Consider the following 25258-nt stretch of genomic DNA (forward strand, 5'->3'; position numbering starts at 1 on the left):
CCGGGTCCGGCGCGTCGTCGCGGCCTCGCCGCCGTCCCTGGGAGAGACCGATGAGCAGCACTGCCCTGCGTATCTGCCCGCTCTGCGAGGCCACTTGCGGGCTGACCCTCACCATCGACGAGGGGAGGGTGACCGGGGCGCGTGGCGATCGCGAGGATGTCTTCAGCCGCGGCTTCATCTGCCCCAAGGGCGCCGCGATCGGCGAGCTCGACGCCGACCCCGACCGGCTGCGGCGCCCCCTGGTGCGCCGCGCCGGGCGCCTGGAGGAGGCCAGTTGGGACGAGGCGTTCGCCGCCGTGCGGGAGGGGCTGGCCCCGCTGCTGGCCGAGGACGGACCGCAGTCCGTGGGGGTCGTGCTCGGCAACCCCAACGTCCACACCGTGGCCGGAGGGCTCTATCCGCAGCTGCTGCTCGGCGCGCTGCGCAGCCGTAACGTCTTCAGCGCCAGCACCCTCGACCAGATGCCCAAGCATGTCTCCAGCGGGCTGCTGTACGGCGACGCCAACGCCATTCCGGTGCCCGATCTGGACCGTACGGACCATCTGCTGATGCTCGGCGCCAACCCGCTGGACTCGAACGGCAGTCTGTGCACCGCCCCCGACTTCCCCGGACGGCTGCGGGCGCTGCGGCGGCGCGGCGGACGGCTGGTGGTGGTCGACCCCCGGCGCACCCGGACCGCCAAGCTGGCCGACCGCCATGTGGCGATCCGGCCCGGCACCGACGCCCTGCTGCTCTTCGCCATGGTGCAGGTGCTGTTCGCCGAGGACCTGGTGACCCCGGGCCCGCTCGCGACACACCTCAGCGGGGTGGCGGAGGTGCGGCGGCTGGCCGCGGACTTCCCGCCGGAGGCGGTGGCCGAGGCGTGCGATGTGCCCGCCGAGGAGATCCGCACCCTCGCCCGTGAGCTGGCCGCCGCGCCCAAGGGGGTGGTGTACGGGCGGGTCGGCTCCACCACCGTCGAGTTCGGCACCCTCACCACCTGGCTGGTCGATGTGGTCAACGCGCTCATCGGCCAGTTGGACCGGCCCGGCGGCATGATGTTCCCGCTCGCCGCCACGGGCCGGCGGGAGCGCCCGGCGCGGCCCGGGCGGGGGTTCGCGCTCGGCCGCTGGCACAGCCGGGTCAGCGGATACCCCGAGGCCAAGGGCGAACTGCCGACCGTCGCGCTCGCCGAGGAGATCGAGACCCCGGGCGAGGGGCGGATACGGGCGGTGCTGGCGCTCGCGGCCAACCCCGTGCTCTCCGCACCGGACGGCGACCGCCTCGACCGGGCGCTGGCCGGGCTCGACTTCATGGTCAGCGTCGATCCGTACCTCAACGAGACCTCGCGCCACGCCCATGTGGTGCTGCCCCCGCCGCCGCCCAGCCGCAGCCCCCACTTCGACTACGCCTTCAACAGCCTGTCGGTGCGCAACCAGGTCCGCTACACCCGCCCGGTGATCCCGCTGGAGGCGGACCGGCCGAGCGAGAGCGCCATCCTGGCGCGGCTGGTGCTGTGCGTGAGCGGGCACAGTGGTGACGATCCGGCGGTGGTGGACGCGATGGCGATCGGGGGGACGCTCGGCAAGGAGGTCGCCGACCCGGCGTCGCCGGTGTACGGGCGCGAGCCCGCCGAGCTGGCCGCGCGGCTGACCGGGGTGGACGGCCCCGAGCGGCGGCTGGACATGATGCTGCGGCTGGGCCCGTACGGCGACGGGTTCGGCGCCGACCCCGACGGGCTGAGCCTGGAGAAGCTGCTCGCCCATCCGCACGGCATCGACCTGGGCCCGCTGCGCCCGCGCGTCCCCGGGCTGCTCAAGACCCGCAGCGGCACGGTGGAGCTGTGCCCGGAGCCGCTGGCCGCCGATGTGGAGCGGCTGCGCCGGTCGCTGGCCGACCGGCCCTCGGGGCTGCTGCTGGTCGGCCGCCGCCATCTGCGCTCCAACAACAGCTGGATGCACAACGTCCCGGCCCTGATGGGCGGCACCAACCGCTGCACGCTCCAGGTGCACCCCGAGGACGCCACCCGGCTGGGCCTGGCCGACGGCGGTCTGGCCCGGGTCAAGGGCGACGGCGGGGAGCTGGAGGTGCCGGTCGAGGTGACCGACGCGGTACGGGCCGGAGTGGTGAGCCTGCCGCACGGCTGGGGCCATGCCCGGGCCGGTGTCCGGCTGTCCGTGGCCGGGGCCAGCCCCGGGGTCAATGTCAACCAGCTCTTCGACGGCTCACGGCTGGATCCGCTCTCGGGTACGGCGGTGCTCAATGCCCACCCGGTGCACGTTTCGCCCTCGCTACAGCACTGACCTGGGGTTTTGCGCTTATTGCTCACGCGTCAAGACCTTGTTAACGGAAAGTTGCCGCACCTAACGTCACCTCGACCGCCAAAACTGGGGGAGTTCAAAGGCGAACGTGAGGTAGCCAAACTATGCTGACCATCCTCGGCTTCGTCATGATCGGGACATTCCTTGTCCTGATCATGATGAAGAAGATGTCCCCGATGGGCGCCCTGGTGCTCATCCCCGCGCTGTTCTGTGTGCTTGTCGGGAAGGGGGCGCACCTCGGGGACTACGTCCTCAAGGGCGTCGGCGATCTGGCACCCACGGCCGCCATGCTGATGTTCGCCATCATCTACTTCGGGGTGATGATCGACGTCGGCCTCTTCGACCCGATCGTCCGGCTCATCCTGCGGTTCTGCAAGGCGGACCCCATGCGGGTGGTGGTCGGCACCGCGATCCTCGCGGCGATCGTCTCGCTCGACGGCGACGGTTCCACCACCTTCATGATCACCGTGTCGGCGATGGTGCCGCTCTACCGGCGGCTGAAGATGAGCCTGGTGGTGATGACCGGCGTCGCGGCCATGGCCAACGGTGTGATGAACACGCTGCCCTGGGGCGGCCCCACCGCCCGCGCCGCCGCGGCGCTCAAGGTCGACGCCAGCGACATCTTCGTGCCGATGATCCCGGCCCTCGCCGCCGGTCTGCTCTTCGTGATCGCCCTCTCCTACGGCCTCGGTCTGCGGGAGCGCAAGCGGCTGGGCGTGCTGACGCTGGACGAGGTCACCGCGGGCGACCCCGAGCAGGTGCTGGTCGGCGCGGGCTCCGGCGGCAAGGGGGCCAAGGGCGGCAAGGGCGTCAAGGCCGCGCCGACCGGCGGCGCGGGCTCCGGCACCGACGCGGAGGCCCCGTCCCCGAACGGCTCCGGCGCCTCTGCGGACGCCTCCGACGCGGACGACGACGAGTTCAAGGGCCTCGACCCGAACCGCGCCACCCTGCGCCCCAAGCTCTACTGGTTCAACGCGGCCCTCACCATCGCGCTGCTCGCCCTGATGGTGACCGAGACCATGCCGATCCCGGTCCTCTTCCTGCTCGCCGCGGCCGTCGCGCTCACCGTCAACTTCCCGCAGATGAGCGACCAGAAGGCCCGTATCGCCGCACACGCCGAGAACGTCGTCAACGTCTCCGGAATGGTCTTCGCCGCGGCCGTCTTCACCGGCGTCCTCACCGGCACCGGCATGGTCGAGCACATGGCCCGCTGGCTGGTCGACGGCGTCCCCGAGGGCATGGGCCCGCAGATGGGCATCGTCACCGGAGTGCTGTCCATCCCGCTCACCTACTTCATGTCCAACGACGGCTTCTACTTCGGCATCGTGCCGATCCTCGCCGAGGCCGGGGCCGCGCACGGGGTCTCCAGCCTGGAGATCGCCCGCGCCTCGCTCGTCGGACAGGCCCTGCACATGTCGAGCCCGCTGGTCCCCGCGGTCTACGTGCTCGTCGGCATGGCCAAGGTCGAATTCGGCGACCACACCCGGTTCACCGTGAAATGGGCGGTGCTCACCTCACTGGTGGTGCTCGCCGCCGGTCTCCTCTTCGGCATCATCTGACCCGTGAAGAGTTCAGAGCCCGGTAGGGGCTGGTTGCTGCGCCTGGTCATCGCCTTCTCGTTCACCCAGGGGGCGGTGAGCATGGCACGGCCCGCCGTCTCCTACCGGGCCCTGGCGCTCGGTGCCGACGCCCGCGCGGTCGGTGTGATCGCCGGTATCTACGCCCTGCTGCCGCTGTTCGCCGCCGTACCGCTGGGGCGGCGCACCGACCACGGCCGGTGCGCCCCGCTGCTGCCCATTGGGGTCGCCCTCATCGCCACCGGCTGCGCCTTCAGCGGCACGGCCGGATCGCTGCCCGCGATGGCCGCGTGGAGCGGGGTGATGGGGCTCGGCCATCTGTCGTTCGTCATCGGCGCCCAGTCCATCGTGGCCCGCCAGAGCGCCTCCGACGAACAGGACCGCAACTTCGGCCACTTCACCATCGGCGCCTCGCTCGGCCAGCTCATCGGGCCCATCGCGGCCGGTCTGGTGGTCTCCGAACACGACGGGGCGATGGCCCGCACCAGCGCCGTAGCGCTCTTCGTCTCCGCCGCTCTCGCCGCGTTCTCCTGCACCTCGCTGTGGCGCATCGAGCGCCGCCCGGCCGGGACGGCGGCCGCGCCCGCCAAGGAGGCCCCCGGCCGGAAGGTGTCCGTACGGTCCATCCTGACCACCCGGGGGGTCGCCTCCGGCATGTTCATCAGCCTCGCCGTGCTCTCCGCCACCGACATCCTCACCGCCTATCTGCCGGTCGTCGGTGAACAGCGCGGCATCTCGCCCGCGGTCGTCGGGGTGCTGCTCAGCCTGCGTGCCGCCGCCACCGTGGCCTGCCGGCTCGCCATGACCCCGATGATCCGGCTGATGGGCCGCACCGTGCTGATGGCCGTCAGCTGTCTGGGCGCCGCACTGCTGTGCGCGGGCATCGCCCTGCCGGTGCCCGCCTGGGCGCTCGGGGTGCTGCTGGCCGGCCTCGGCTTCTGCCTCGGCGTCGGACAGCCGCTGTCGATGACGACCGTCGTCCAGGCCGCCCCGGAGGCGGCGCGCAGCACGGCCCTCGCGCTGCGGCTGACCGGCAACCGGCTCGGCCAGGTCGCCGCGCCCGCCTCCGCCGGTGTGCTCGCGGGGCTCGCGGGCACGGCCGCCCCCTTCGTCATGCTGGGCGGGCTGCTCCTGATATCGGCGGGCATAGCCGTCCGGCCGCTGCGCGGGCGCCCGGCCACCGAGCCCGGCGAGCCCGGCGAGCCCGGCGAGCTCACCGAGCCCGGCGAGGCCCGGCCCGCGCTCAGGGAGCGGCGTACGGAGGGCACTTCGGCCTCGCGGGGCGCGGGACACCCACCCCGGTGAGACGGCGGGGGGACGACGGTGAGCCGGGTCAGGGGCGCTGACGGTGAGCCGGGTCAGGGCCGCTCGCCGTCGACCATGCCCAGCCACGGCTCACAGGCCTTCCCGAACGGTTCGGCGCGCCCGCCGACCGCGTCCATCAGCCACCGCGCCGCCGCCTCGGCCTCCGCGATGACCTCCGCCGGATAGCCGTACCGCACCTGGTGCTCGGCGAACTCGTCCTCGTCGTCCAGCAGGGTCCTGCCGTCCCGCTTGCGGATCACATCGAGGTCCAGGTCCACCATCGTGACCTCGTGGGAGGAGACCCACTTCGCAGGCGTGGCGATATCGCAGTAGATCTCGGTGTCCCGGGGCGGGGCGTTGAACACCGCGGTCCACCACGCCTCGCGCGGGAAGAGGATCACATGCGCGCAGGCGAGCGGCACCATCGGGCCGAATCCCTTGCGCATGAACGTCCCGCCGGGCAGCCCCAGCCAGACGCCGTGGTCGTCCTCGCCCAGCCTGCGCATCCGCAGGTTCCAGTGCAAAGTGCCGTCGTACTTGGTGTAGTTCACGGATACGAGATCGGCCATGAGCCGATCCTAAGCGGTGCCGGAGGGGCATGACGCCTACCATCGGTGTGATGGAGACCCCCGTATCACCGTCGAAGACCTCCCGGGAGGGGCCGCGGGACAGGCCGGTGCCGGATGCGGGGAGCGAGGACTTCCTCGTCCACCGTGAACTGCTCTTCTCCATCGTCTACAACATGCTCGGCACGGTCACCGACACCGAGGACGTGGTCCAGGAGACCTGGCTGTCCTGGGCCGCGGTCCAGGACCGGGAGATCGCCCACCCCCGGGCCTATCTGGTGCGCATCGCCGTCAACCACGCGCTCACCCAGATGCGCCGCGCCCGCCGGAGCCGGGAGAGCTATATCGGCCCCTGGCTGCCCGAGCCCGTGCTGACCGGACCGGACACCCCCGACACCGCGATCCGCACCGAATCGGTGTCCCTGGCGATGCTGGTGGTCCTGGAGACCCTGACCCCCTTGCAGCGCGCGGTGTTCGTGCTGCGCGAGGCGTTCGCCTACGACCACGCGGAGATCGCCGCGATCCTGGGCCGCAGCTCCGCCGCCGTCCGCCAGCTCGCCCACCGCGCCAAGGAGCGCGTCGAGGCCCGGCGGCCGCGCTACGACCTCGACCGCGGCACCCAGCGGATCGTCACCGAGCGGTTCCTCGACGCGGCCCTCGGCGGCGATCTCGACGCCCTGATGGACGTCCTGGCCCCGGAGGTGGTCATGTGGAGCGACGGCGGGGGCAAGCGCCGTGCCGCCCTCCGCGTGGTCGAGGGCCGGGACAAGGTGGCCCGCCTGGTGGCCGGCGTCAGCGCGCAGCTGCCCACCTTCGCCCTGCGGCCGGTGCAGCTCAACGGGGGCCCGGGGGTGGTCCTGTTCGCCGGCGGGACGCTCTACGCGGCCGCCGCGCTCGACCCCGCGCCGGGCGGCGACCGGGTGCGCGGCATCTACGGTCTGGTCAACCCGGACAAGCTGGCCAAACTCGCCGAGACCGTCCGGCCCGGCTGAAAGACTGACCCCATGACAGAGCTGAACGGGGAACCGGCGGGAATCCGCGAGCTGACGGCGCTGGCCATGACCAACTACGGCCACTTCACCACCATGCGGGTGGAGGACGGCCGGGTACGCGGGCTGTCCCTCCATCTGGACCGGCTGGTACGGGACTGCGGGGTGCTGTTCGGCACCGCACCGGACCGGGACCGGATCCGCGAACTGGCCCGGCGCGCCGTCGCGGACGCCACCGGGCCGCTCACCGTCCGGGTGACCGTGTACGACCCCGACCTCGGACTGGAGCGGCCCGGGGCCGAGGCCCGGCCGGGGATCCTGGTCACCACCCGGCCGGCCGCCGCCCCCTCGCTGCCACCGCTGAGCGTGCGCACCGCACCGCACCGCCGGGACCTGCCGGAGGTCAAACACGTCGGGCTGTTCGGGCTGTTGCGGCTGCGCCGCCTCGCCCAGCTCGACGGCTATGACGATGTGCTGCTGACGGACGAGCGGGGCGCGGTGTCCGAGGGCGCGACCTGGAACGTGGGGTTCTTCGACGGCGAGCGCCTGCTGTGGCCGGAGGCCGAGTGCCTGCCCGGGGTCACCCAGGAACTGCTCCGCCGCGGCCACGGCGGCCCGCAGCGCACCGAGCGGATCGACGGTGGCCGGTTCGGCGGGCTGCGCGCGGCGTTCGCGCTCAACGCGGGGGTGGGGGTCCGGGCGATCCGGTCGATCGACGGGGTGGAGTTCGACCCGGAGCATTCCGTTCTGGACGCGCTGCGTGAGGAGTACGCCGCGACGGAAGCGGAACCGCTGTAGGCAGGGGACCGAGTCGCCTGCGGCGGGCCGTCCCCTCCCCGCCCCTTCCCGAACTGGGGCTCCGCCCCAGCCCCCGACCCTGGGGCTCCGCCCCAGCCCCCGACCCTGGGGCTCTGCCCCGGGCCCCGACCCTGGGGCTCTGCCCCGGGCCCCGACCCTGGGGCTCTGCCCTGGGCCCCGACCTCGGGGCTCTGCCCTGGGCCCCGACCCTGGGGCTCTGCCCTGGGCCCCGACCCTGGGGCTCTGCCCTGGGCCCCGACCTCGGGGCTCTGCCCTGGGCCCCGACCTCGGGGCTCTGCCCTGGGCCCCGACCTCGGGGCTCTGCCCCGGGCCCCGACCTCGGGGCTCTGCCCCGGCCCCCGACCCTGGGGCTCTGCCCCGGACCCCTGACCCCGGGCCTGGGGCGCTGGCCCTGGCTCCCGACCCGGGGCTCCGCCCGAGACTCCGGGTCCGGGGCTCTGGCCCTGACTCCGGGCTCGGGGCTCTGCCCCCACACTCGGGGTCCGGGGCTCTGTCCCAGTCCCCGAACGCGGGGCTCTGGCCCTGACTCCGGGCCTGGGGCTCCGCCTCTGACTGCGGATCCGGCGTCTGCCCCAGCCCTGAACTTGGGGCTCAGCCTCTGACTGCGGATCCGGCGTCTGCCCCAGCCCTCGAACCTGGGGCTCCGCCCCGGCCCCCGACCCCGGGGCTCTGGCCCTGACCTCGGGGGCTCTGCCCCAGTCCCCGAACTCGGGGCTCCGCCCCAGCCCCCGACCCCGGGGCTCTGCCCCAGACCTCGGACCCGGGGCTCTGGCCCTCGCATCGGGCTGGCCCTGCCCCAGACCCCGCAGTGAGGCTCGCCCCCAGGCCCCCAGGCCCCCAGGCCCCCAGGCCCCCAGGCCCCCAGGCCCCGGGGTCCAGGGGCGGGAGCCCCTGGTTGTGGGAAGGGGCGGGGAGGGGGAACAGCCCGTCGCAGGCCGGCCGCGTGCGGCGGGTCCGCCGCCCGGGTGGGTCGGGCGGTGGGCCCGTGAGCCGCAATACGCGTGGCCGGTCAGCCCGTGAGGGCCCGGTCGCCGTCGCGCCGCGGTGCCGCCGCCGCGGGCTCCTCCCGCAGGCCGTACCGGCTGTGCAGCCGACGCAGCGGGGCCGGGGCCCACCAGGTGGCGCGTCCGCCCAGCCGCATCGCGGCCGGCAGCACGGCCCCGCGGATGAGCGTCGCGTCCATCAGGACGGCCAGCGGCAGCCCGATCCCGTACGCCTTCACCAGCGAGATGCCGGAGACGGTGAACGCCAGGAAGACCACCGAGATCGCCACCGCCGCCGCCGTCACGATGCGCCCGGTGCGCTCCAGCCCCCGGGCCACCGCGGCCGTCGGCGAACCGGTCAGCTCGTACTCCTCCCGCATCCGGGACAGCAGGAAGACCTGATAGTCCATCGCGAGCCCGAAGGCGAGGCCGAAGAGCATCACCGGGATCGTCGCCGCGATATTGCCGGTCGGGGTGAAGTCGCCGAACAGCCCCGCGAGATGGCCGTCCTGGAAGACCCACACCAGCGCGCCGAAGGTGGCCGTCAGGCTCAGCGCGCTGAGCACCAGCGCGAGGAACGGCAGCATGACGCTGCCGGTCACCAGGAACAGCAGCACCAGCATGGTCAGCAGCACCGTGCCCAGCGCGTACGGAAGCCACTTCTCCAGCGCCGAGGCGGCGTCGTGGTTGGTGGCCGCGGCCCCGCCCACCAGCGCCTCGAACGGCGCCTTCTGCGACCGGATCTCGCCGACCAGCCGGTCCGCGTCGTCCGCGCTGGCCGTCTCCGGCACCACGGAGAAGTAGACGGCGTCGCCCGAGGCGAAGCGCGCGTACCGCTGATCGGGCGGGGCGGCCTGCCGGCCCTCGGCGTAGGCGCCGGTGGCGGTGCGGACCGCGGCCACGTGCGGCAGCTGGGAGAGCCGCTTGGCGTACGCGCCGACGGCCGCCCGGTCGGTGCCCCCCTCGGGCGCCACGACCTGCAGCGCGTTCTGCTCACTGCTGTCGAACTCGGCGCGTACGGTGTCGGCGACCTGACGGGCCGACGAGGACGAGGGCATCACCCGCTCGTCCGGCATGCCGAGGTTGATGCCGAGGAACGGCGCGCCGAGCAGCAGCAGGAACGCGGTCACGATGGTCACGATCGGCACCGGGCGCCGCATCACGGTGGTGGCCAGCCGGTGCCAGAAGCCGCTCTCCACGCTCCGGCCGGCGGCGTCGGTGCCCGTCCCGCCGGTCGCCGTGGTCGCCGCGGTCCGGCGTCGGCGGAACACCCGCCCCTTCTCGATCCGGTCGCCGAGCAGGGCGAGCAGGGCCGGCAGCACGATGAGCGAGGCCGCGCCGGACAACAGCGCGGTGAGCGCCCCCGCATAGCCCATGGAGCGGACGGCCTGCAGCGGGAACCAGGCCATGGCGAGGGACGAGACGGCGACGGTCAGCGCCGAGAAGGTCACCGTGCGCCCCGCGGAGGTCAGCATCGCCCGGATGGCGTCCGGCGGGGCGAGCCCCGACCGCAGCTCCTCGCGGTAGCGGCTGACCATCAGCAGGCTGTAGTCGATGGCCAGGCCCAGGCCCAGCAGGGTCACCACGCTCGCCGCGAGCGAGCCGACCGTCGTGACGCTCGCCAGGATCCACGTCAGCCCCATCGTCAGCATCATCGCCACCAGGGCGACGGCCAGCGGCAGCGCCGCGGCCACCACGCTGCCGAAGATGAACACCAGCGCGACCAGGGTGATCGGGATGGCGACCGTCTCACCGGTGGTGGCGTCCTTCTGACCCTGCTCCAGCAGCTCCCGCTGGAACTTCGTATAGCCGCCGAACGTCACCTCAAGACCGTCCCGCGTGCCCTGGTAGCGGTCCGCCAGCTCGGCGACGCGCTTTTGCGACGCGGTGTCGTCCCCGGTGACCGTCCCCATGATCAGGGCCTTGTGGCCGCTCCTGCCGCGCAGCTGCGGGGCCTTGCCGGTGGTCCAGTAGGAGCTGACGTTCGCCACTCCGGGTTCCCCGCTCAGCTTGCGGGTGAGCTCGGTGCCGGCCGCCGTCACCGACGGATCGTCGACCCGCCCCTTCGAGGTCACCAGCAGCGTGAGATTGGGCAGCCCCTGCCCGAACCTCTTGTCCAGCGCGGTGATCGCCCGCGAGGACTCGGACTTCGGATCGTCGAAACCACCCGCCGTCAGCTTGTCGAACAATGTCGTACTCGCCACCCCGCCGATCACGGCGAGCAGCAGGCCGACGACCAACACCGCCAGGCGTTTCCGCACGACGAAACCGGCCAGTCTGTCCAGCATTCCCTCTTCCTTCCTCAAGCGCACGGCGTCTGGAATCCCGTCCAGCACGGCGTCCGGATTTCCGTTGCGGCATCCCAGACGCCGAGCCCCGCCCGGATGTGACATCGGTGGGCCGCGACCGCTCCCCGAGCGGCCGTCAGGACCGGCCCCCGGGGCCTCGAACCGCCCGGTCCACCAGCAGATCGGCCACCCCCGGATAGTTCGCCGGGTCCAGCAGGGCGGCCAGCTCCTCCGCCCGGAAACGGCCCGCGAGTTCGGGAGCGGCGGCCAGCACCTCGCCCAGCGTCCGCCCGCCGCGCGCCGCCTCCGCCGACGCCCGGCTCATCAGCTCCTTCGCGGGCCCCTTGCCCAGTACCGGGGTCAGCACCGCGGCCAGCCGCTCCGAGACGATCAGTCCGCCGGTCAGCCCCAGATGGGCGCGCATCCGGTCCGGGAAGACGGCCAGCCCCTCGACCAGTTCGACGGCCGTATGCGCCGCCCCGCCCGTCAGCCGCAGACACTCGCGCAGCGGAAGCCATTCGGCGTGCCACGCCCCGGCCGACCGCTCGTCCTCCGCGAGCATGCACCCCATGACCGCGCTCGCCAGCGCCGGAACCTGCAGTGCCGCCGAGCGCACCAGGGTGGCCAGGGCGGGGTTGCGCTTGTGCGGCATCGCGGAGGACACCCCGCGCCCCTCGGCGGCGGGCTCGGCGACCTCGCCGGTCTCGGTGCGCGACAGCAGCTGTACGTCCACCGCGATCTTGCCGAGCGCGCCGGTGGCCAGGGCCAGTTGGGCGGTGAGCCCCGCGACCGGCGTACGGGCGGTGTGCCAGGGCAGGACGGGCTCGTTCAGCCCGACCTGCGCGGCGAACTCCGCCATCAGCCGCTCCGCGAACTCCCTGGGCCCCGGCGCCCCGGGCCGGGTCCGCCGGTCCAGCAGGGCGTACTCGGTGTACCCCGCCAGCGTGCCCGCCGCGCCGCCGAGCTGGACCGGCAGCTCGTGGTCGCGGATGCGGGCCAGCCGGGCCGCCGCCTCCTTCACGCCACCCAGCCAGCCCGCCGCCTTCAGACCGAAGGTGGTGGGCACGGCGTGCAGGGCGAGCGTACGGCCGGGCATGAGCGTCTCCCGGTGTGCCACGGCCAGTTCACGCAGCGCCCGCGCGATCCGCTCCAGGTCGGCCACCAGGGGCCCGAGGGTTCTGCGGGCCACCAGCATGGCGGCGGTGTCCATGATGTCCTGGCTGGTCGAGCCCCGGTGCACATACTCCGCGGCGGCCGGATCCTCGGCGGCCACCAGCGCGGTGAACGCCCGGACCAGCGCCACCACCGGGTTGGCCGCGCCCCGGGCGAGCCGGGCGATCTCCACGATGTCCAGGTGCTCGGCCCGGGCGAGCGCGGTGATGGTGCGGGCCGCCGCCTCGGGCACCAGGCCCAGCCGCGCCTGCGCGCGCACCAGGCCCGTCTCCGCGTCCAGCATCGCCTGCAGCCAGGCGCCGTCCGACGTGGTCGCCTCGGCCGGGGTGCCGGCCCGGGCGGGGCTCAGCAGACCCGCGTCGGCATGGCGCGGGGCGTCGTCGGTGGCATCGCACTGGGCGTCGGTCATGGAACGGAAACCTCGATCGTCTCGGGGCCGGTGGGATCGGTGGGATCGCTCGGGTCGGTGAGCGCGTCATCACTCAGCGCCAGCACGGTACGTGCTATCGCGTCGGCATCGGCCAGGATCACGGAGCCGACACCCGGGCGGACGCCCGCCGCCGTGGCCCAGTGGACGGATTCGGTGGGCACACCGAAGGCGAACCGCCGTGGATGCGGTCGGCCGGAGGCGTCCAGCAGGTGGTACGGGCTCGGCCCCACCGCGAGCCCGCCCGTCTCATGGCCGCCCTGCCGGCCGCCGGTGCCCCTCGCCCCGGTGCCGCCGACCACATAGGGTCCGCACTGACCGCTCGCCAGCAGCGCCGACAGCAGCGGATCGGCACTGGAGCGCACATCGGTGCCCGGCAGCCGGGCCTCGATGAGCGTGGTCACCCGCCCCCTCGAGCCGGGAACGGCAAGGGATTCGAGGACGAAGGCCCCCTCCTCGGCGTCGGCGCGTGCCACGGTGCGCGGGCCCAGCACGGTCAGCACGTCCGCATCGATGAGCGCGACCGCCTCCTCGACGCGCCGGGCCGGCGGGCCGATCGACACGAAGGCGTTCAGCGGGGTGTACCAGGCGTCCAGGTCGTCGCGGTGCGAACGGTCCGTCAGCCCGCCGTGGTCCACCACCAGCCGTATCTCGTTGCGCAGATCGCGCAGCACGTCCAGGGCCGCCTTCAGCGGGCCGTGCACATTGCCGGCGCGCGCCGCGTCCAGATCCGCCCGCAGATACTCCAGCAGCCAGGACCGGAACGCCTGGGGCGAACGGAGGCCGTGGGCGGGGCAGGGCCGGGCGATCCGGTCCCAACTCCAGCGCCGGTGAGGGGGAATGCCGCTCTCGGTCAGCAGCCGGTCCTCTTCGGCGCCGCCCTTGGGAGCCGACGGATAGGCGGCGCGCAGCCGGTGCGCGGCCGCCTCCTGCCCCCGGGAGGTGAGGAGCGCGGTGTAGTAGACCGTCTCCACCTCCTTGGAGATCAGCGGCCACAGCTCGGAGCGGAAGTCCAGACCGCCCCGCTCACGGGCGCGCCGCCGCAAACCCCGGATCACCTCCGGGGTCAGCACCAGCGGGAGGTGACGGCCGTGCGGGCCCTTCTGGTTCTCGCCCCGGGAGTGGAACGGCACACCCCGGCGCGAGCCGGCCAGCAGCCGCGGCTCCCGGCCCGACGGCCGGTAGACCAGATGCCCCGCCCGCCGCTCGAACCGCCCGCCCCGGCCCTCGGTGAGCAGTGCCAGGTAGTCGAAGAAGTTCAGCCCCAGCCCCAGCAGGCCCACGGCCTCCCCGGGCCGGATGCCGGACAGGTCCACCTCCGCCGGTCCTGCGGGCGGGAGGTAGCGCAGCCCCCGGGCCTCGGCGAAGGCCGCGTAGGCCGCCTCCCGCGGCGACCGCCGCTGCGGCAGATGGCCCTGGGCCAGCACCACGGCGTGCAGCCCCTCGATACGGGTGCCGTCCTCCAGCACGACGGTCTGCCGGCCGTGCCCCGGACGCTCCTCGAGCCCGACCGCCCGCGAGCGGTGGGACACCGTGCGCACCGACGCCGGCGCGGTGCCCGTCACCCGCCGGTGGACCCACTCCAGATAGTGCCCGTGGAAGGCGCGGGTCGGATACGAGTCGGGGCCCAGGCGCCGCGCCTCGGCGAGGAAGGCCTCGTCGTACCCGACCTCGTCGAGGGCGCCGGTGACGCTCACGAAGCGGGCCCATTCGTACAGACTGGGCCCGGGCCGGACCGGCCCGGCCATCCCCACGGTCTCGTCCGTGAACATGGTGACCTGGCCGGCGACGGTGTTCATGAGCAGCCGGCGGGACTGGCCGGAGCGCCAGACCCGCCCCGCCCCCGGCGGATACGGGTCCACCACATGGACGGTGACCGAAGTGGTGGGCGCCGCCTCGGCGGCGTTCGCGCACAGCCGCTCCAGGACCGAGAGCCCCCGGGGCCCGGCACCGATGAGGCAGACGTCCAGACGTTGCGTGGTCATGGTCATTCTCCGTGGACGAAAGGGGCCCGGGCGCGGCTCAGCCCGATGCCGTGCTGCGGACCGCCGCTTCCTGCTTCTCCTGGCGCGGTGCGCTCCCGGCGGTGGCGAGGCCGTCGGGTGCGCCGGGGACCTCGGCCGGGGGCCGGTTCCAGGCCCACGGTGAGCGGCCCTCCTCGCGGACCTTCCGGTAGAGCAGTACGCAGTAGGTCGCGTCGATGGTCCAGACGGTGAGGAAGAGGAAGATGAACAGGTGGTGGCCCGGGTACATCACCAGCACCGTCCACCCCGCGAAGAACGATCCGATGCCCTTGGCGAGCGCCACGTACATCGACTGCCCGAGCGAGGATCCGCGGCGATGGAGCATGAAGATGAACGACAGGCTCAGGAACACGTTCAGCCCGGTGCCGGTGTAGATGCCGGTGGCGTCCTTGAGCTCATAGGTCGTCATGATGTGAAAGACCGCGGACCACGCGATGACGCCGAAGACCATCCACCGGAAGGTCCGCCGGCTCATCGACGGGTAGTCCTTCCACCCGTAGCGCAGCGTCTGCCGGAGGATGAAGCAGTCGACCAGGAACCAGCTGAGATTGATCGGGCGCTGCACATCGGCCTGGTCCAGGATCAGGGAGAGGGTGAACTCCCAGGCGAGGTTGACCTCGACCACGAAGACGGGAATCCCCACCCGCTTGTCCAGTTTGGCGCGGTAGATGGCGAGCCCGTAGGCCACCAGCCAGCCGGACGCGCACGGGCCCATCAGGATCCAGAACAGCCAACTCGGCCGGTCCGCCTCCGGCAGGGTCACCGGAGCGATGTCCGGGAGATCGAAGAGAGCGGGCGGGAACCACACGGCTAATTACCCCTCGTTCACGGTGGATACGGTCGTCTCGTTGCGTGGCGTTGTGTGCGTGGCGTTGCTGTGCGTGACGTTGCCGCGCGTTGCGCTGCTGTGCGTTGCGCTGCTGTGCGTGTCGCGGGTCAGGTCCACTGCCCGGTGCCGTAGGTGTCGCTCGACCCCAGCAGCTGTTCGCGCAGCTCCCCCCGGCGCACCTTCCAGGTGGCGGTGCGCGGCATCTCGTCCCAGGGGACGAGCCGCGGCTTGTCCAGCTCGGGCAGGCCCCGGCAGGCCCGGTCCCACTCCTGCGGGTCGAGGGCGTCGTCGCGCATGCACAGCACCGGGATCGGCAGCTGCCCGGGGACTCCCAGCACGATCACCTCGGAGGCCCGGTCCAGCCGGTCGAGCAGCGTGGACTCCAGCTCGATGCAGCTCATCCCGGGGATCATGTCGACCTCGCGGTCGATCAGCCGGATGCGGCCGTAGCCCGCGTACTCGCCCAGGTCGCCGGTGTTCCACCAGCGGCCCCGGTCCTTGGCGCGGTGCCGGTCGTCCTCGCCCAGATAGGTCAGACACCGCGACTTGGTCCTGACCATCAGCAGCCCCGGCTTCCCCCGGGACCGTTTGCGGCCCGTCTCCGGGTCCACGACCTTGACCCGGACCAGCGGCGGGAACCCGACGTTGGTGGCGTCATGCGCCCGTGGCTTGTCCGGGCGGACCATGGAGCGGGTGGCCACCCCGGCGGCGATGCCCGCGATCTCCGACTGCCCCACACCCCAGGCCCACAGCGGGAGCCGGGTCCGGGAGGCGCCGAGGAACTTGCGGACCGTCCTCGGGTGCACCGCGTCGAAGGTGCTGATGAAGCGCCGTACGCCCGCGAACAGTTCGGGCCGGGTGTCGGCCAGCTCCTCCCAGTACTGGAAGACGTTCGGGCAGGCCTCCAGCGAGGTGGGCGGGTGCTCGGCCAGCATGCGGGCCACACTGTCCAGCGCCGGATCGGAGAGGATCACCATTTTCCGCGGCCCGCGGAACAGCGTCCCGTTGGTCCAGGACAGATTGCGGTTGTGGGCGAAGGAGATCCCGCTGGCCACCACGTCCACCGGACGGGAGGTCATGAGCGGCAGCCGGTAGGACTCGATGCGGAACGGCACGGCCGCCAGGGTGGTGGCCGGCGAGTGCACCACCAGCTTCGGCACGCCCGTGGTGCCCGAGGTGTGGGTGACCAGCATGGGTTCATTCAGGCCGCGGAACCGCACCGGCGGCCGGGAGCCGTCGCGCACATCGTCGATCCGCAGCGTTCCGCTGGGCAGCCCCGGGCGGTCGGCGCCGACGGCCACCAGGGTCATCCCCGGATCGTCCAGCGGGATACCGGCGGCGGCCATCCGCTCCAGCACCGTCGTGCCCATCACCAGCACCTTCGGGGAGATCCTGGTGAGCAGGGTGCGGATATGCGCGGTCGACCTGATGGGCGCGATCATCACCGGCAGCGCCCCGAGCCGGGCGGCCGCCGCGGCGAGCAGGATGAAGTCGTAGTGGTTCTCCTTGACGATGGCGAGTCGGTCGCCGTGGCGCAGCCCCGCCCCGTGGAGCCAGCTCGCGGCGTCCTCCACCGTCGCCGCCAGGGCGGGCACATCGAAGCGGGTGCCGGCATCCGGGGCGATGTCGAAGGGCCGGTCCAGATGCATGACCGTCGGTTTGCCCCGCTCGGCGGCCCAGTGGAACAACCGGCCTACGTTGACGGGCCGTTGGGAACGCGCCGCCATGCCTCATCTCCTCGTCTAGGGGGTGCGAAACGACTGGGATCGAACGAACGGCTGGGACAGCACGAACGGCTAGGCCAGAAGGAACAGCGCGGGCGCCAGCAGACCCAGAAAGCCCAGGTCGTAGCCGTACAGCCCGAGCTTGCGGGCGGTCAGCCAGCGCCCCCGCACCGGGCCCTCGCGCAGCTGGGCCGTATGGAGGACGGTGGCGGGCAGCAGGGTCAGCAGGGTCCACCACGGCCACGGCGTGGCCAGGGCCAGGACGCAGATCAGCGTGGCCGACACCAGGACGAAGACGACCATGGCGGTCTTGTAGACCCGCGGCCCGGTCGAGGCGGCCAGCGTTCTGCGGCCCACCGAGCGGTCTCCTTCGGCGTCGTTGACGTTGGAGTAGCTGCTCACCATGACCAGCCAGAGCCCCAGCAACAGGCCCACCAGCACCGCGGGGGAGGACCAGTGCCGCTCGACCGCCAGATAGGGGGCCAGCAGCCCGGCGGTGGTGGCCAGGCACAGCAGCGTCTCCGCACCGCCCCGGTGGTAGCTCAGCCGCAGCCCGGCCGAGTACTGCACGCTGAAGAAGAACCCGACCCCGTAGAGGACGTACGCCACCGCCGGAGCCCGCCAGTCCAGCGCCCAGAACGCGCCGATCCCCGCGAGCACCGCGACCGAGGCCGCGCAGGCGATGAACCGCACCGCCTCGCGTTCGGTGACCGCCCCGCTGAGCAGCGGTTTGCCGCGGATGTCGCGTTTGGTGTCACCGGCCTTGTAGTTGCGGGCGTCGCTGCCGTTGCGGAAGCCGACCAGGTCGTCGGTGGCGCAGGTGCAGGTGACGATGCCCATGGAGCCGAGCAGGAACAGCAGCATGGCGGCGGTGGTCCCCGGGCGGTCCCGCGCCTGCGGGCTCAGGGTCAGCCACGCCATGCCCCAGCCGAAGTGGTTCTGGTACACGAAGATCTTCGACAGCCGGAACAGACCGCGCGCCACGTCCCCGCCGCCGCGGGTGCGCGCCGTACTGCGGCTGCCGCTGGTCAGTGAGGTCATGGCCGGCCTCCCCGGGCCGGGGTCCGCTCCCGCGCCAGGCCCACATAGTTCTCGGCGAACCTCCGCGCCGCGGCGGGGGAGTTCACCACGGCCTCGAGCCGGGCGTCCTGCAGCCGCCCGTCGAACACCCGGCCCTCCGGGGGCCGGTGCAGCAGCCCCGACATCCAGTCGGAGAACTCCTGCGCCTGCCAGACCCCGGGCAGACAGGCGGCCGAATAGCCGTCCAGCGCGGTGCGGTCGCCGCTCGCGTAGAACTCCGCGAAGGCGGTGGCGAGCACCTTGATGTCCGCCACGGCGAGATTGAGCCCCTTGGCCGCGGTCGGCGGCACGATATGCGCGGCGTCACCGGCCAGGAACAGCCGCCCGTAACTCATCGGCTCGGTGACGAAGCCGCGGAGCGCCACACAGCTCTTCTCCAGGACCGGCCCCTCGGCCAGTTCGGGGGCGCCGTCGATGTCCAGCCGGGTGTGCAGCTCCTTCCAGATCCGCTCATCGGGCCAGTTCTCCACCCGCTCACCGGCCTCCACCTGCAGATAGAGCCGGCTCACCGCGGGCGAGCGCATGCTGTGCAGCGCGAAGCCCCGGCTGTGCACCGCGTAGATCAGCTCCTCGGCGGCGGGCGGGGCCTCGGCCAGCACGCCGAGCCAGGCGTAGGGATAGGCGCGCTCGTAGGTGGCGAACGTTCCGGTCGGCACGGACCGGCGGGAGACCCCGTGGAATCCGTCGCAGCCCGCGACGAAGTCGCAGCCGATCTCCACCGGTTCGCCCGCCACCGTGCACCGCACGGTCGGCGTGTCCGTGTCCAGACCCAGGGGTTCGGCATCGGGAACGTCGAACCACAGCCGCGCCCCGGCCGCCGTCCTGGCCCGGATCAGGTCCTTCACCAGCTCCTGCTGGCCGTACATGTGGACGGTCCGGCCGGTCAGCTCGGTGAAGGGCATCCGGTGGGCGCGCGAGCCGAACCGGAAGACGAAGCCCTCGTGGACCAGCCCCTCGCGCTCCAGCCGGTCCGCCAGACCGGCCTCGCGCAGGAAGTCCACGGTGCCGCCTTCCAGCAGCCCGGCCCGCACCCGCTTCTCCACGTACTCCCGGCTCCGCCGCTCCAGCACGATCGAGTCCACGCCGGACCGCTGGAGCAGATGGGAGAGCAGCAGTCCGCCGGGTCCCGCCCCGACGATCGCGACCTGCGTGTTCAGGCGTTTCACCGATGTCCCCTTCACAGCACGCTGACGGTGGGGGACTCGGCGGCGTCCTGCGGGCCGGCCTCCTCGGCCAGGCGCATGGCCTCCTCGATGAGGGTCTCCACGATCTTGCTTTCGGGGACGGTCTTGATGACCTTGCCCTTGACGAAGATCTGGCCCTTGCCATTGCCCGAGGCGACACCGAGATCGGCCTCCCGGGCCTCGCCGGGGCCGTTGACCACACATCCCATCACCGCGACCCGCAGCGGCACTTCCATGCCCTCGAGTCCCGCGGTGACCTGGTCGGCCAGCTTGTACACATCCACCTGGGCCCGGCCGCAGGAGGGACAGGAGACGATCTCCAGCTTGCGCGGCCGCAGATTGAGCGACTGCAGGATCTGCGTGCCGACCTTCACCTCCTCCATCGGAGGCGCCGACAGCGACACCCGGATGGTGTCGCCGATGCCCTGCCGCAGCAGCGCGCCGAAGGCCACCGCGGACTTGATGGTGCCCTGGAACGCGGGGCCCGCCTCGGTCACCCCCAGGTGCAGCGGATAGTCGCAGGACTCGGCGAGCAGCTCATAGGCGCGCACCATGACCACCGGATCGTTGTGCTTCACCGAGATCTTCAGGTCGTGGAAGTCGTGTTCGGCGAAGAGCTCCGCCTCCCACAGCGCCGATTCCACCAGCGCCTCGGGGGTGGCCTTGCCGTGCTTGGCCATCAGCCGCGCGTCCAGTGAGCCGGCGTTCACCCCGATACGGATCGGGGTGCCGTGGTCCTTCGCCGCCCGGGCGATCTCCTTGACCTTGTCGTCGAACTTCTTGATGTTCCCCGGATTCACCCGCACCGCCGCACATCCCGCCTCGATGGCGGCGAACACGTACTTGGGCTGGAAGTGGATGTCGGCGATCACCGGGATCTTGGACTTGCGGGCGATCTGCGGCAGGGCGTCGGCGTCGTCCTGGCTGGGGCAGGCCACCCGCACGATGTCACAGCCGGTCGCGGTCAGCTCGGCGATCTGCTGCAGGGTGGCGTTGACATCTGCGGTGACGGTGGTCGTCATGGACTGTACGGAGACGGGGAAGTCGCTGCCGACCCCCACCGTGCCCACGCCGAGCTGACGGGTGACGCGGCGCTTGCCGAGCACCGGTGGCGGCGCGGCGGGCAGGCCGAGATCGACGGTCATCGGGAATCCTCCTTGAGCGCCCGGACACCCGGCGCACGGTCGGCCGCGATCCGCGACCGGATGGAACGGGCGAGGTCTTCGGGGCGCAGGCCGCAATCGGCGAGGATCTCGGCGCGTTTGCCGTGGTCCAGGAAGCGCTGCGGAATCCCGAAGCCGGACACCGGGGCCGGGACACCGGCATCCCGCAACTCCTGGGCGAGCAGCGAGCCGTAGCCCCCGACGCGCAGGTTGTCCTCGACGGTGACGACGAGCCGGTACTGCTCCGCCAGCTTGATCAGGGACGGGCTGACCGGTTTGATCCAGCCGGGGTCCACCACCGTGACGCCCAGCCCCTCCTCGGTGAGCCGGCGCGCCGCCTCGCGGGCCGTCGCGGCCATGGCGCCCACGGACACCAGCAGGACATCGTCGCCCGGGGAGCGGTGCAGCACATCGATGCCGTCGTGCTGGTCGACGGCGGGGAGGTCGGGCCCCACCGGCCCCTTGGGGAACCGGATGGCGCTGGGGCCGTCGGTGACCGCCACCGCCTCGCGCAGCGCGCCGCGCAAGGTGGCCCCGTCGCGGGGCGCCGCGACCCTGAGGCCGGGCACGATCCCGAGCACCGACAGATCCCACATGCCGTTGTGGGAGGCCCCGTCGTCACCGGTGACCCCGGCCCGGTCGAGGACGAACACCACGGGACAGGAGTGCAGAGCCACGTCCATCAGCAGCTGGTCGAAGCCGCGGCCCAGGAACGTGGAGTACACGGCCACCACCGGCACCATCCCGGCCATGGCCAGCCCGGCGGCCGAGGTGACCGCGTGCTGTTCGGCGATGCCCACGTCGAAGACCCGGTCGGGGAACTCCTCGGCGTACGCGGCGAGCCCGGTGGGCCGCAGCATCGCCGCCGTCACCGCCACCACCTCGGGGCGCTCACGGCCGATCTCGACCAGCTCCGCGCCGAAGACCGAGGTCCAGGACGGGCCGGAGGAGCCCAGCGGTTCGCCGGTCGCCGGGTCGCTCGCGCCGATCGCGTGGTGGTGGTCGTGCTCATCGGCCTCCGCGCGCCGGTAGCCGTGGCCCTTACGGGTCAGGCAGTGCACCACGACCGGCCCGCCGAACCCCGCGGCCTGCCGCAGGGCGGCCTCCACCGCCGCGATGTCATGTCCGTCGACCGGCCCGAGGTACTTCAGGCCCAGGTCGGCGAAGAGCCCCTGCGGGGCGAGCATGTCCTTCAGCCCCGCCTTGACCGCGTGCAGCGCCTCGTAGAGCTTGGGGGTCTGCCGCAGCTGGTGCTTGGACCACTCCAGGAACCGCTCGTAGTCGGGGGAGGTGCGCAGGCCCGCCAGATAGGTGGCGAGGCCGCCGGTGGTCGGTGCGTAGGAACGGCCGTTGTCGTTCACCACGATGACGACGGGACGGTCCGGGGCGCCCGAGATGTTGTTCAGCGCCTCCCAGGCCATGCCGCCGGTCAGCGCCCCGTCCCCGATGACGGCCACCACCGCGCGGTCGCTCTGGCCGCGCAACCGGAACCCCTTGGCCAGGCCGTCCGCGTAGGACAGGACGGTGGAGGCGTGGCTGTTCTCGATGGTGTCGTGCTCGGACTCCGCCCGGCAGGGGTAGCCGGACAGGCCGCCCTTCTGCCGGAGCCGGTCGAAACCCTCCCGGCGCCCGGTGAGGATCTTGTGTACGTACGCCTGGTGCCCGGTGTCCCACAGGATGCGGTCCCGCGGGGAGTCGAAGACGCGGTGCAGGGCGATGGTGAGTTCGACGGTGCCCAGGTTGGGCCCCAGGTGCCCGCCGGTCCGCAGCACCTTGTCGATGAGGAAATGCCTGATCTCATCGGCGAGGCCGGTCAGTTGGCCGGCGTCCAGGCGCTTGATGTCGGCGGGACCGTGGATGGTCTCCAGCAGTGTCATCCGGGTTCCTTCCCTCCGCGTCGGTGCCGCCACCGGGTGCGGTCGCTGTCGGTGCGCATCGGCCGTCCTCACGCGTTCCGGTAGGCGACCTCGTGGGCCATGGCGGCGAGCTCCTCCCGCCACTCCGGCTCCAGCGGGGCGGCGGCGATGGCGCGGCAGGCCCGCTCCACGAGCCCGTCGATGTGCTTCTCGACGTCGTCGCGCACGCCCGTCTCGATCAGCAGCTCCCGCAGGTGGTCGGCGCCCCGCAGCTGAGCGGGCACCAGCTCCCGGATGTGGGCGTTGCGCTGGATGGCCAGGGCCATCAGCAGCGTCATCTTGTGCTGCTCGAAGTCCAGACCGCTCGGCTTGCCGGTGACCTCGGAGTCCCCGAAGGCGTCCAGGAGGTCGTCGCGCAGCTGGAACGCCTCCCCGAGCGCGGCCCCGTACTCCTCGAAGGCCGGCGCCGCGTCGGCGCGGCCGGCCACCGCGGCGCCCAGGACCAGCGGGCGGTGGATGGTGTACCGGCCGGACTTGGCGATGGCGATCCACCGCGAGGTCTCCGGGTCGGGCTCGAACTCCACGGACGCCGCGACGTCCATGTACTGGCCGATGATCAGCTCCGAGCGCAGCAGATGCCACTCGGCGGCGACCGCGGGCTCCACCTGGGCCATGATCTCGTCGGAGTAGACCAGGGCCAGATCGCCCGCGAGGATCGCGACGTTCTCCCCGAACCGCTCCGCCGTGCCCTGCCAGCCGCGCTCGCGGTGCAGCGCGGCCTGGCTGGTGTGCACGGTCGGCGCGCCGCGGCGCACCGCGGACTCGTCCATCACATCGTCATGGATCAGCGCGCAGGCGTGGAGCAGCTCCAGCGCGGCGGCGACGGGAATGACGCGGTGGTCCTCCGGATCGCCGCCGGCGGCCAGATAGCCGCTCAGGCAGAACGCCGGGCGCATGCGCTTGCCGCCCGCGTTGACCAGGTCGGCGATCCCGTCGATGGGGACGCTGGAGCGCGGGTCCAGCGCGTGCCACCGGTCGTATTCCGCGGACAGGAAGGTGCGCAGCCGCTCCTCGACCCGGGGCAGCAGGCTCATCAGCGCCGTGCGGGCGGTGGTGGCCGGGGCCGAGGCGGGGCGGGGGGTCGCCATCACATGGGCAGTCACATCGTCCTCCTTGGGGTTCCGGCCGGTGCGTCCGGTGGGACCGTCGACCAGGCGTCGTCGAGCCGTTCCCGGTCGTCGGACCGGATGCCGTCGGTGAGCTGCAGGGGCATGGAGAAGACCACGTCCTCGACGGCCGTGGACTCGATCTCGACCTCGTCATGGCCGAACTCGGCCAGCCGGTCGAGGAGTTGGTGGACGAGGGCGTCCGGGACGCTGGCGCCGGAGCTGACGCCGACGGTGGCCACGCCCTCCAGCCAGCCGCCGTCCAGCCGGGAGACGTCCGGGACCAGCTGGGCGGGGGTGCCGGCCTCGCGGGCGACATCGACCATCCGCTGGGAGTTGCTGGAGTTCTCCGAGCCGACGACCAGCACCAGATCGGCCTGCCGGGCAAGGGACTTGATGCCGTTCTGCCGGTTCTGGCTGGCGTAGCAGATGGTGTCGGTCCCGGGGCCGACGATGTCGTCGAACCGCTCGGTGAGGGCGCGGACGATGCCGGCCGTCTCGTCCACCGACAAGGTGGTCTGGGTCAGATAGGCCACCGGGGTGTCCCGGGGCAGGTCCAGCCGTTCGACGTCCTCGACGGTTTCGACGACCAGGGTCTCGCGCGGCGCTTCCCCGCGAGTGCCTTCCGTTTCCTCGTGTTCCTGGTGCCCCACCAGCAGCAGGACCCGGCCGTCCCGGACCACCCGGCGCGCCTGCTGGTGGACCTTGGCCACCAGAGGGCAGGTGGCGTCGATGACCTGCAGGTTCCTATCGGCCGCACCGGCGCGGACCGCGGGCGAGACACCGTGTGCGGAAAAGAGGCACACCGCCCCTTCGGGAACGTCGAATTCCGATTCCACAAAGCGTGCGCCCTTGCGCTCCAGGAGGCCGACGACGTAGTGGTTGTGGACGATCTGTTTTCGAACATAAATAGGCGGGCCGTATACCTCGAGCGCCCGCTCCACCATGGCAATGGCGCGGCGGACCCCCGCGCAGAAACCGCGGGGTTCGGCGAGGATGACGCGTTTGCGGGGCGCACTCGTATCGGAGTGCGAGGGCTTCGTGCTTAAGTGCATGACGTATTGCTCCAACGCCGGCATGCGGCTCGGATGTGAATGGACGCGTCGCTGGGTGGCCATGCCGCAGCGGGCGGGCATGGCTTTGTCCTGGCGTTTGCGGATGGCTGTCGAAGGGTCGGCGGCCTTGGGGTCAGCAATGCTCACACGGGCATGAAGGCCCATCTGACCTGGGAAGTTGCCGAGAAAGCCACTGCCAGGAGGCGCGGCGTTATGGACGTTCTCCGGAAGCCGGTGCGCGGAGACGATTCGATCGAAGAGACATTCACTTACCCCCGTAAGTGTCATTTGACAGCTGCGTCATCCGAAGCAGTTTCCCCCGTCGGATATGCGCAGGTCGAAAACACTATAGAAGGCGCGACCGAGTGCAAGACTTACGCATGTGACCTTCGTCACGTTCCGAAATGCGGGCGGAACTGTCGCTTACGGTTGCGGGCGATTGCTAGGCTCCCTGCCGCGCTGATTCGACATGTCGTCGACGTGCGCAACGGGGGCTCTGAGCCGGAAATTCCGGTAGTAACCGCTGGTAAACCCTTCCGGGTGGACGGAGAAATCCACCCGAAGGCGTGACGGACGTATATCCAGCTTTTCTATACTCGCTGGTCGCGGTTTTGCGGCCGGGAGCGGGTGCGTCTGTTTCCTCGGTTCCGTCGACCCGTCCGGCCCGCCGGACCGGGAGTCCCCACAGATGTCCCGCGCCGCCGCGGCGCTTCAGTCGAAGTCGCGGCGCTCCAGCGGGATGTGTCCGGC

General features: G+C 72.2%; 17 protein-coding genes. 5 read left to right on the top strand and 12 right to left on the bottom strand.

The features are described 5' to 3' along the window. Positions 1 to 50 precede the first annotated feature (50 nt). The 3 genes from J8403_RS33530 (at position 51) to J8403_RS33540 (ending at position 5182) form a co-directional block, all read left to right on the top strand. Positions 51 to 2282 carry a molybdopterin-dependent oxidoreductase gene (locus tag J8403_RS33530; protein WP_211126423.1) on the top strand — a complete coding sequence of 744 codons (2232 nt, stop codon included), beginning with the start codon at positions 51 to 53 and terminating at the stop codon, positions 2280 to 2282. A gap of 122 nt (positions 2283 to 2404) precedes the next feature. Beyond that, positions 2405 to 3859 (top strand): CitMHS family transporter, encoded by a 1455-nt coding sequence (locus J8403_RS33535; protein WP_211126424.1) that lies wholly within the window; start codon positions 2405 to 2407, stop codon positions 3857 to 3859. An 81-nt stretch (positions 3860 to 3940) separates the two neighbouring features. Further along, on the top strand, positions 3941 to 5182 hold the full coding sequence (locus J8403_RS33540; RefSeq protein ID WP_425519911.1) for an MFS transporter: 1242 nt from the start codon (positions 3941 to 3943) through the stop codon (positions 5180 to 5182). 53 nt (positions 5183 to 5235) lie between these two features. On the opposite strand, the gene J8403_RS33545 is transcribed toward J8403_RS33540, so the two are convergent. Then, the gene (locus J8403_RS33545; protein WP_211126425.1) at positions 5236 to 5751 is read right to left on the bottom strand and encodes a DUF402 domain-containing protein; all 516 of its coding nucleotides are present in this window, start codon (positions 5749 to 5751) and stop codon (positions 5236 to 5238) included. A gap of 50 nt (positions 5752 to 5801) precedes the next feature. Between J8403_RS33545 and sigJ the strand changes: the two genes are divergently transcribed. Together sigJ and J8403_RS33555 are read left to right on the top strand one after the other, a co-directional pair. Next, positions 5802 to 6740 carry an RNA polymerase sigma factor SigJ gene (gene sigJ / locus J8403_RS33550; RefSeq protein ID WP_211126426.1) on the top strand — a complete coding sequence of 313 codons (939 nt, stop codon included), beginning with the start codon at positions 5802 to 5804 and terminating at the stop codon, positions 6738 to 6740. Positions 6741 to 6752: 12 nt separating this feature from the next. After that, positions 6753 to 7535, top strand: coding sequence for an aminotransferase class IV family protein (locus J8403_RS33555; protein WP_211126427.1), 783 nt, complete (start codon positions 6753 to 6755; stop codon positions 7533 to 7535). A gap of 1030 nt (positions 7536 to 8565) precedes the next feature. Here the strand turns inward: J8403_RS33555 and J8403_RS33560 are convergent. The 11 genes from J8403_RS33560 to ispH form a co-directional block, all read right to left on the bottom strand. Continuing rightward, the gene (locus J8403_RS33560; protein WP_246586110.1) at positions 8566 to 10827 is read right to left on the bottom strand and encodes an MMPL family transporter; all 2262 of its coding nucleotides are present in this window, start codon (positions 10825 to 10827) and stop codon (positions 8566 to 8568) included. Between the two features lie 136 nt (positions 10828 to 10963). Further along, positions 10964 to 12409 (bottom strand): nitrosuccinate lyase, encoded by a 1446-nt coding sequence (locus tag J8403_RS33565; RefSeq protein WP_211126429.1) that lies wholly within the window; start codon positions 12407 to 12409, stop codon positions 10964 to 10966. Next, positions 12406 to 14412, bottom strand: a complete 2007-nt coding sequence (locus J8403_RS33570) for an FAD/NAD(P)-binding protein (RefSeq protein ID WP_211126430.1) — start codon at positions 14410 to 14412, stop codon at positions 12406 to 12408. The genes J8403_RS33565 and J8403_RS33570 overlap by 4 nt, the downstream gene beginning before the upstream one ends. Before the next feature lie 37 nt (positions 14413 to 14449). Beyond that, entirely contained in the window at positions 14450 to 15259 is an 810-nt protein-coding gene (locus J8403_RS33575; protein ID WP_211126431.1) for a transmembrane-type terpene cyclase, read from the bottom strand. Positions 15260 to 15387: 128 nt separating this feature from the next. Then, complete coding sequence (locus tag J8403_RS33580; RefSeq protein ID WP_211126432.1) at positions 15388 to 17007, bottom strand: class I adenylate-forming enzyme family protein; 1620 nt, start codon at positions 17005 to 17007, stop codon at positions 15388 to 15390. A 69-nt stretch (positions 17008 to 17076) separates the two neighbouring features. Beyond that, complete coding sequence (locus tag J8403_RS33585) at positions 17077 to 18045, bottom strand: UbiA family prenyltransferase (RefSeq protein WP_211126433.1); 969 nt, start codon at positions 18043 to 18045, stop codon at positions 17077 to 17079. Beyond that, a complete protein-coding gene (locus J8403_RS33590; protein WP_246586111.1) occupies positions 18042 to 19250 on the bottom strand; it encodes a 4-hydroxybenzoate 3-monooxygenase in 1209 nt (402 codons plus the stop codon). Before J8403_RS33590 ends, J8403_RS33585 begins: the two co-directional genes overlap by 4 nt. 11 nt (positions 19251 to 19261) lie before the next feature. Beyond that, entirely contained in the window at positions 19262 to 20413 is a 1152-nt protein-coding gene (gene ispG / locus J8403_RS33595) for a flavodoxin-dependent (E)-4-hydroxy-3-methylbut-2-enyl-diphosphate synthase (protein ID WP_211126434.1), read from the bottom strand. Beyond that, complete coding sequence (dxs, locus tag J8403_RS33600) at positions 20410 to 22308, bottom strand: 1-deoxy-D-xylulose-5-phosphate synthase (RefSeq protein WP_211126435.1); 1899 nt, start codon at positions 22306 to 22308, stop codon at positions 20410 to 20412. Before dxs ends, ispG begins: the two co-directional genes overlap by 4 nt. A gap of 68 nt (positions 22309 to 22376) precedes the next feature. After that, on the bottom strand, positions 22377 to 23450 hold the full coding sequence (locus J8403_RS33605) for a polyprenyl synthetase family protein (protein ID WP_246586112.1): 1074 nt from the start codon (positions 23448 to 23450) through the stop codon (positions 22377 to 22379). Then, entirely contained in the window at positions 23447 to 24508 is a 1062-nt protein-coding gene (gene ispH, locus J8403_RS33610; protein ID WP_211126436.1) for a 4-hydroxy-3-methylbut-2-enyl diphosphate reductase, read from the bottom strand. Before ispH ends, J8403_RS33605 begins: the two co-directional genes overlap by 4 nt. Positions 24509 to 25258: the final 750 nt, after the last annotated feature.

Source organism: Streptomyces yatensis, from assembly GCF_018069625.1.
Lineage (GTDB): Bacteria > Actinomycetota > Actinomycetes > Streptomycetales > Streptomycetaceae > Streptomyces > Streptomyces yatensis.

Coding starts and splice junctions, on each gene's coding strand:
- J8403_RS33530 (WP_211126423.1), top strand. CDS start 51: ATGAGCAGCACTGCCCTGCGTATCTGCCCGCTCTGCGAGGCCACTTGC.
- J8403_RS33535 (WP_211126424.1), top strand. CDS start 2,405: ATGCTGACCATCCTCGGCTTCGTCATGATCGGGACATTCCTTGTCCTG.
- J8403_RS33540 (WP_425519911.1), top strand. CDS start 3,941: ATGGCACGGCCCGCCGTCTCCTACCGGGCCCTGGCGCTCGGTGCCGAC.
- J8403_RS33545 (WP_211126425.1), bottom strand. CDS start 5,751: ATGGCCGATCTCGTATCCGTGAACTACACCAAGTACGACGGCACTTTG.
- sigJ (WP_211126426.1), top strand. CDS start 5,802: ATGGAGACCCCCGTATCACCGTCGAAGACCTCCCGGGAGGGGCCGCGG.
- J8403_RS33555 (WP_211126427.1), top strand. CDS start 6,753: ATGACAGAGCTGAACGGGGAACCGGCGGGAATCCGCGAGCTGACGGCG.
- J8403_RS33560 (WP_246586110.1), bottom strand. CDS start 10,827: ATGCTGGACAGACTGGCCGGTTTCGTCGTGCGGAAACGCCTGGCGGTG.
- J8403_RS33565 (WP_211126429.1), bottom strand. CDS start 12,409: ATGACCGACGCCCAGTGCGATGCCACCGACGACGCCCCGCGCCATGCC.
- J8403_RS33570 (WP_211126430.1), bottom strand. CDS start 14,412: ATGACCACGCAACGTCTGGACGTCTGCCTCATCGGTGCCGGGCCCCGG.
- J8403_RS33580 (WP_211126432.1), bottom strand. CDS start 17,007: ATGGCGGCGCGTTCCCAACGGCCCGTCAACGTAGGCCGGTTGTTCCAC.
- J8403_RS33585 (WP_211126433.1), bottom strand. CDS start 18,045: ATGACCTCACTGACCAGCGGCAGCCGCAGTACGGCGCGCACCCGCGGC.
- ispG (WP_211126434.1), bottom strand. CDS start 20,413: ATGACCGTCGATCTCGGCCTGCCCGCCGCGCCGCCACCGGTGCTCGGC.
- dxs (WP_211126435.1), bottom strand. CDS start 22,308: ATGACACTGCTGGAGACCATCCACGGTCCCGCCGACATCAAGCGCCTG.
- ispH (WP_211126436.1), bottom strand. CDS start 24,508: ATGCACTTAAGCACGAAGCCCTCGCACTCCGATACGAGTGCGCCCCGC.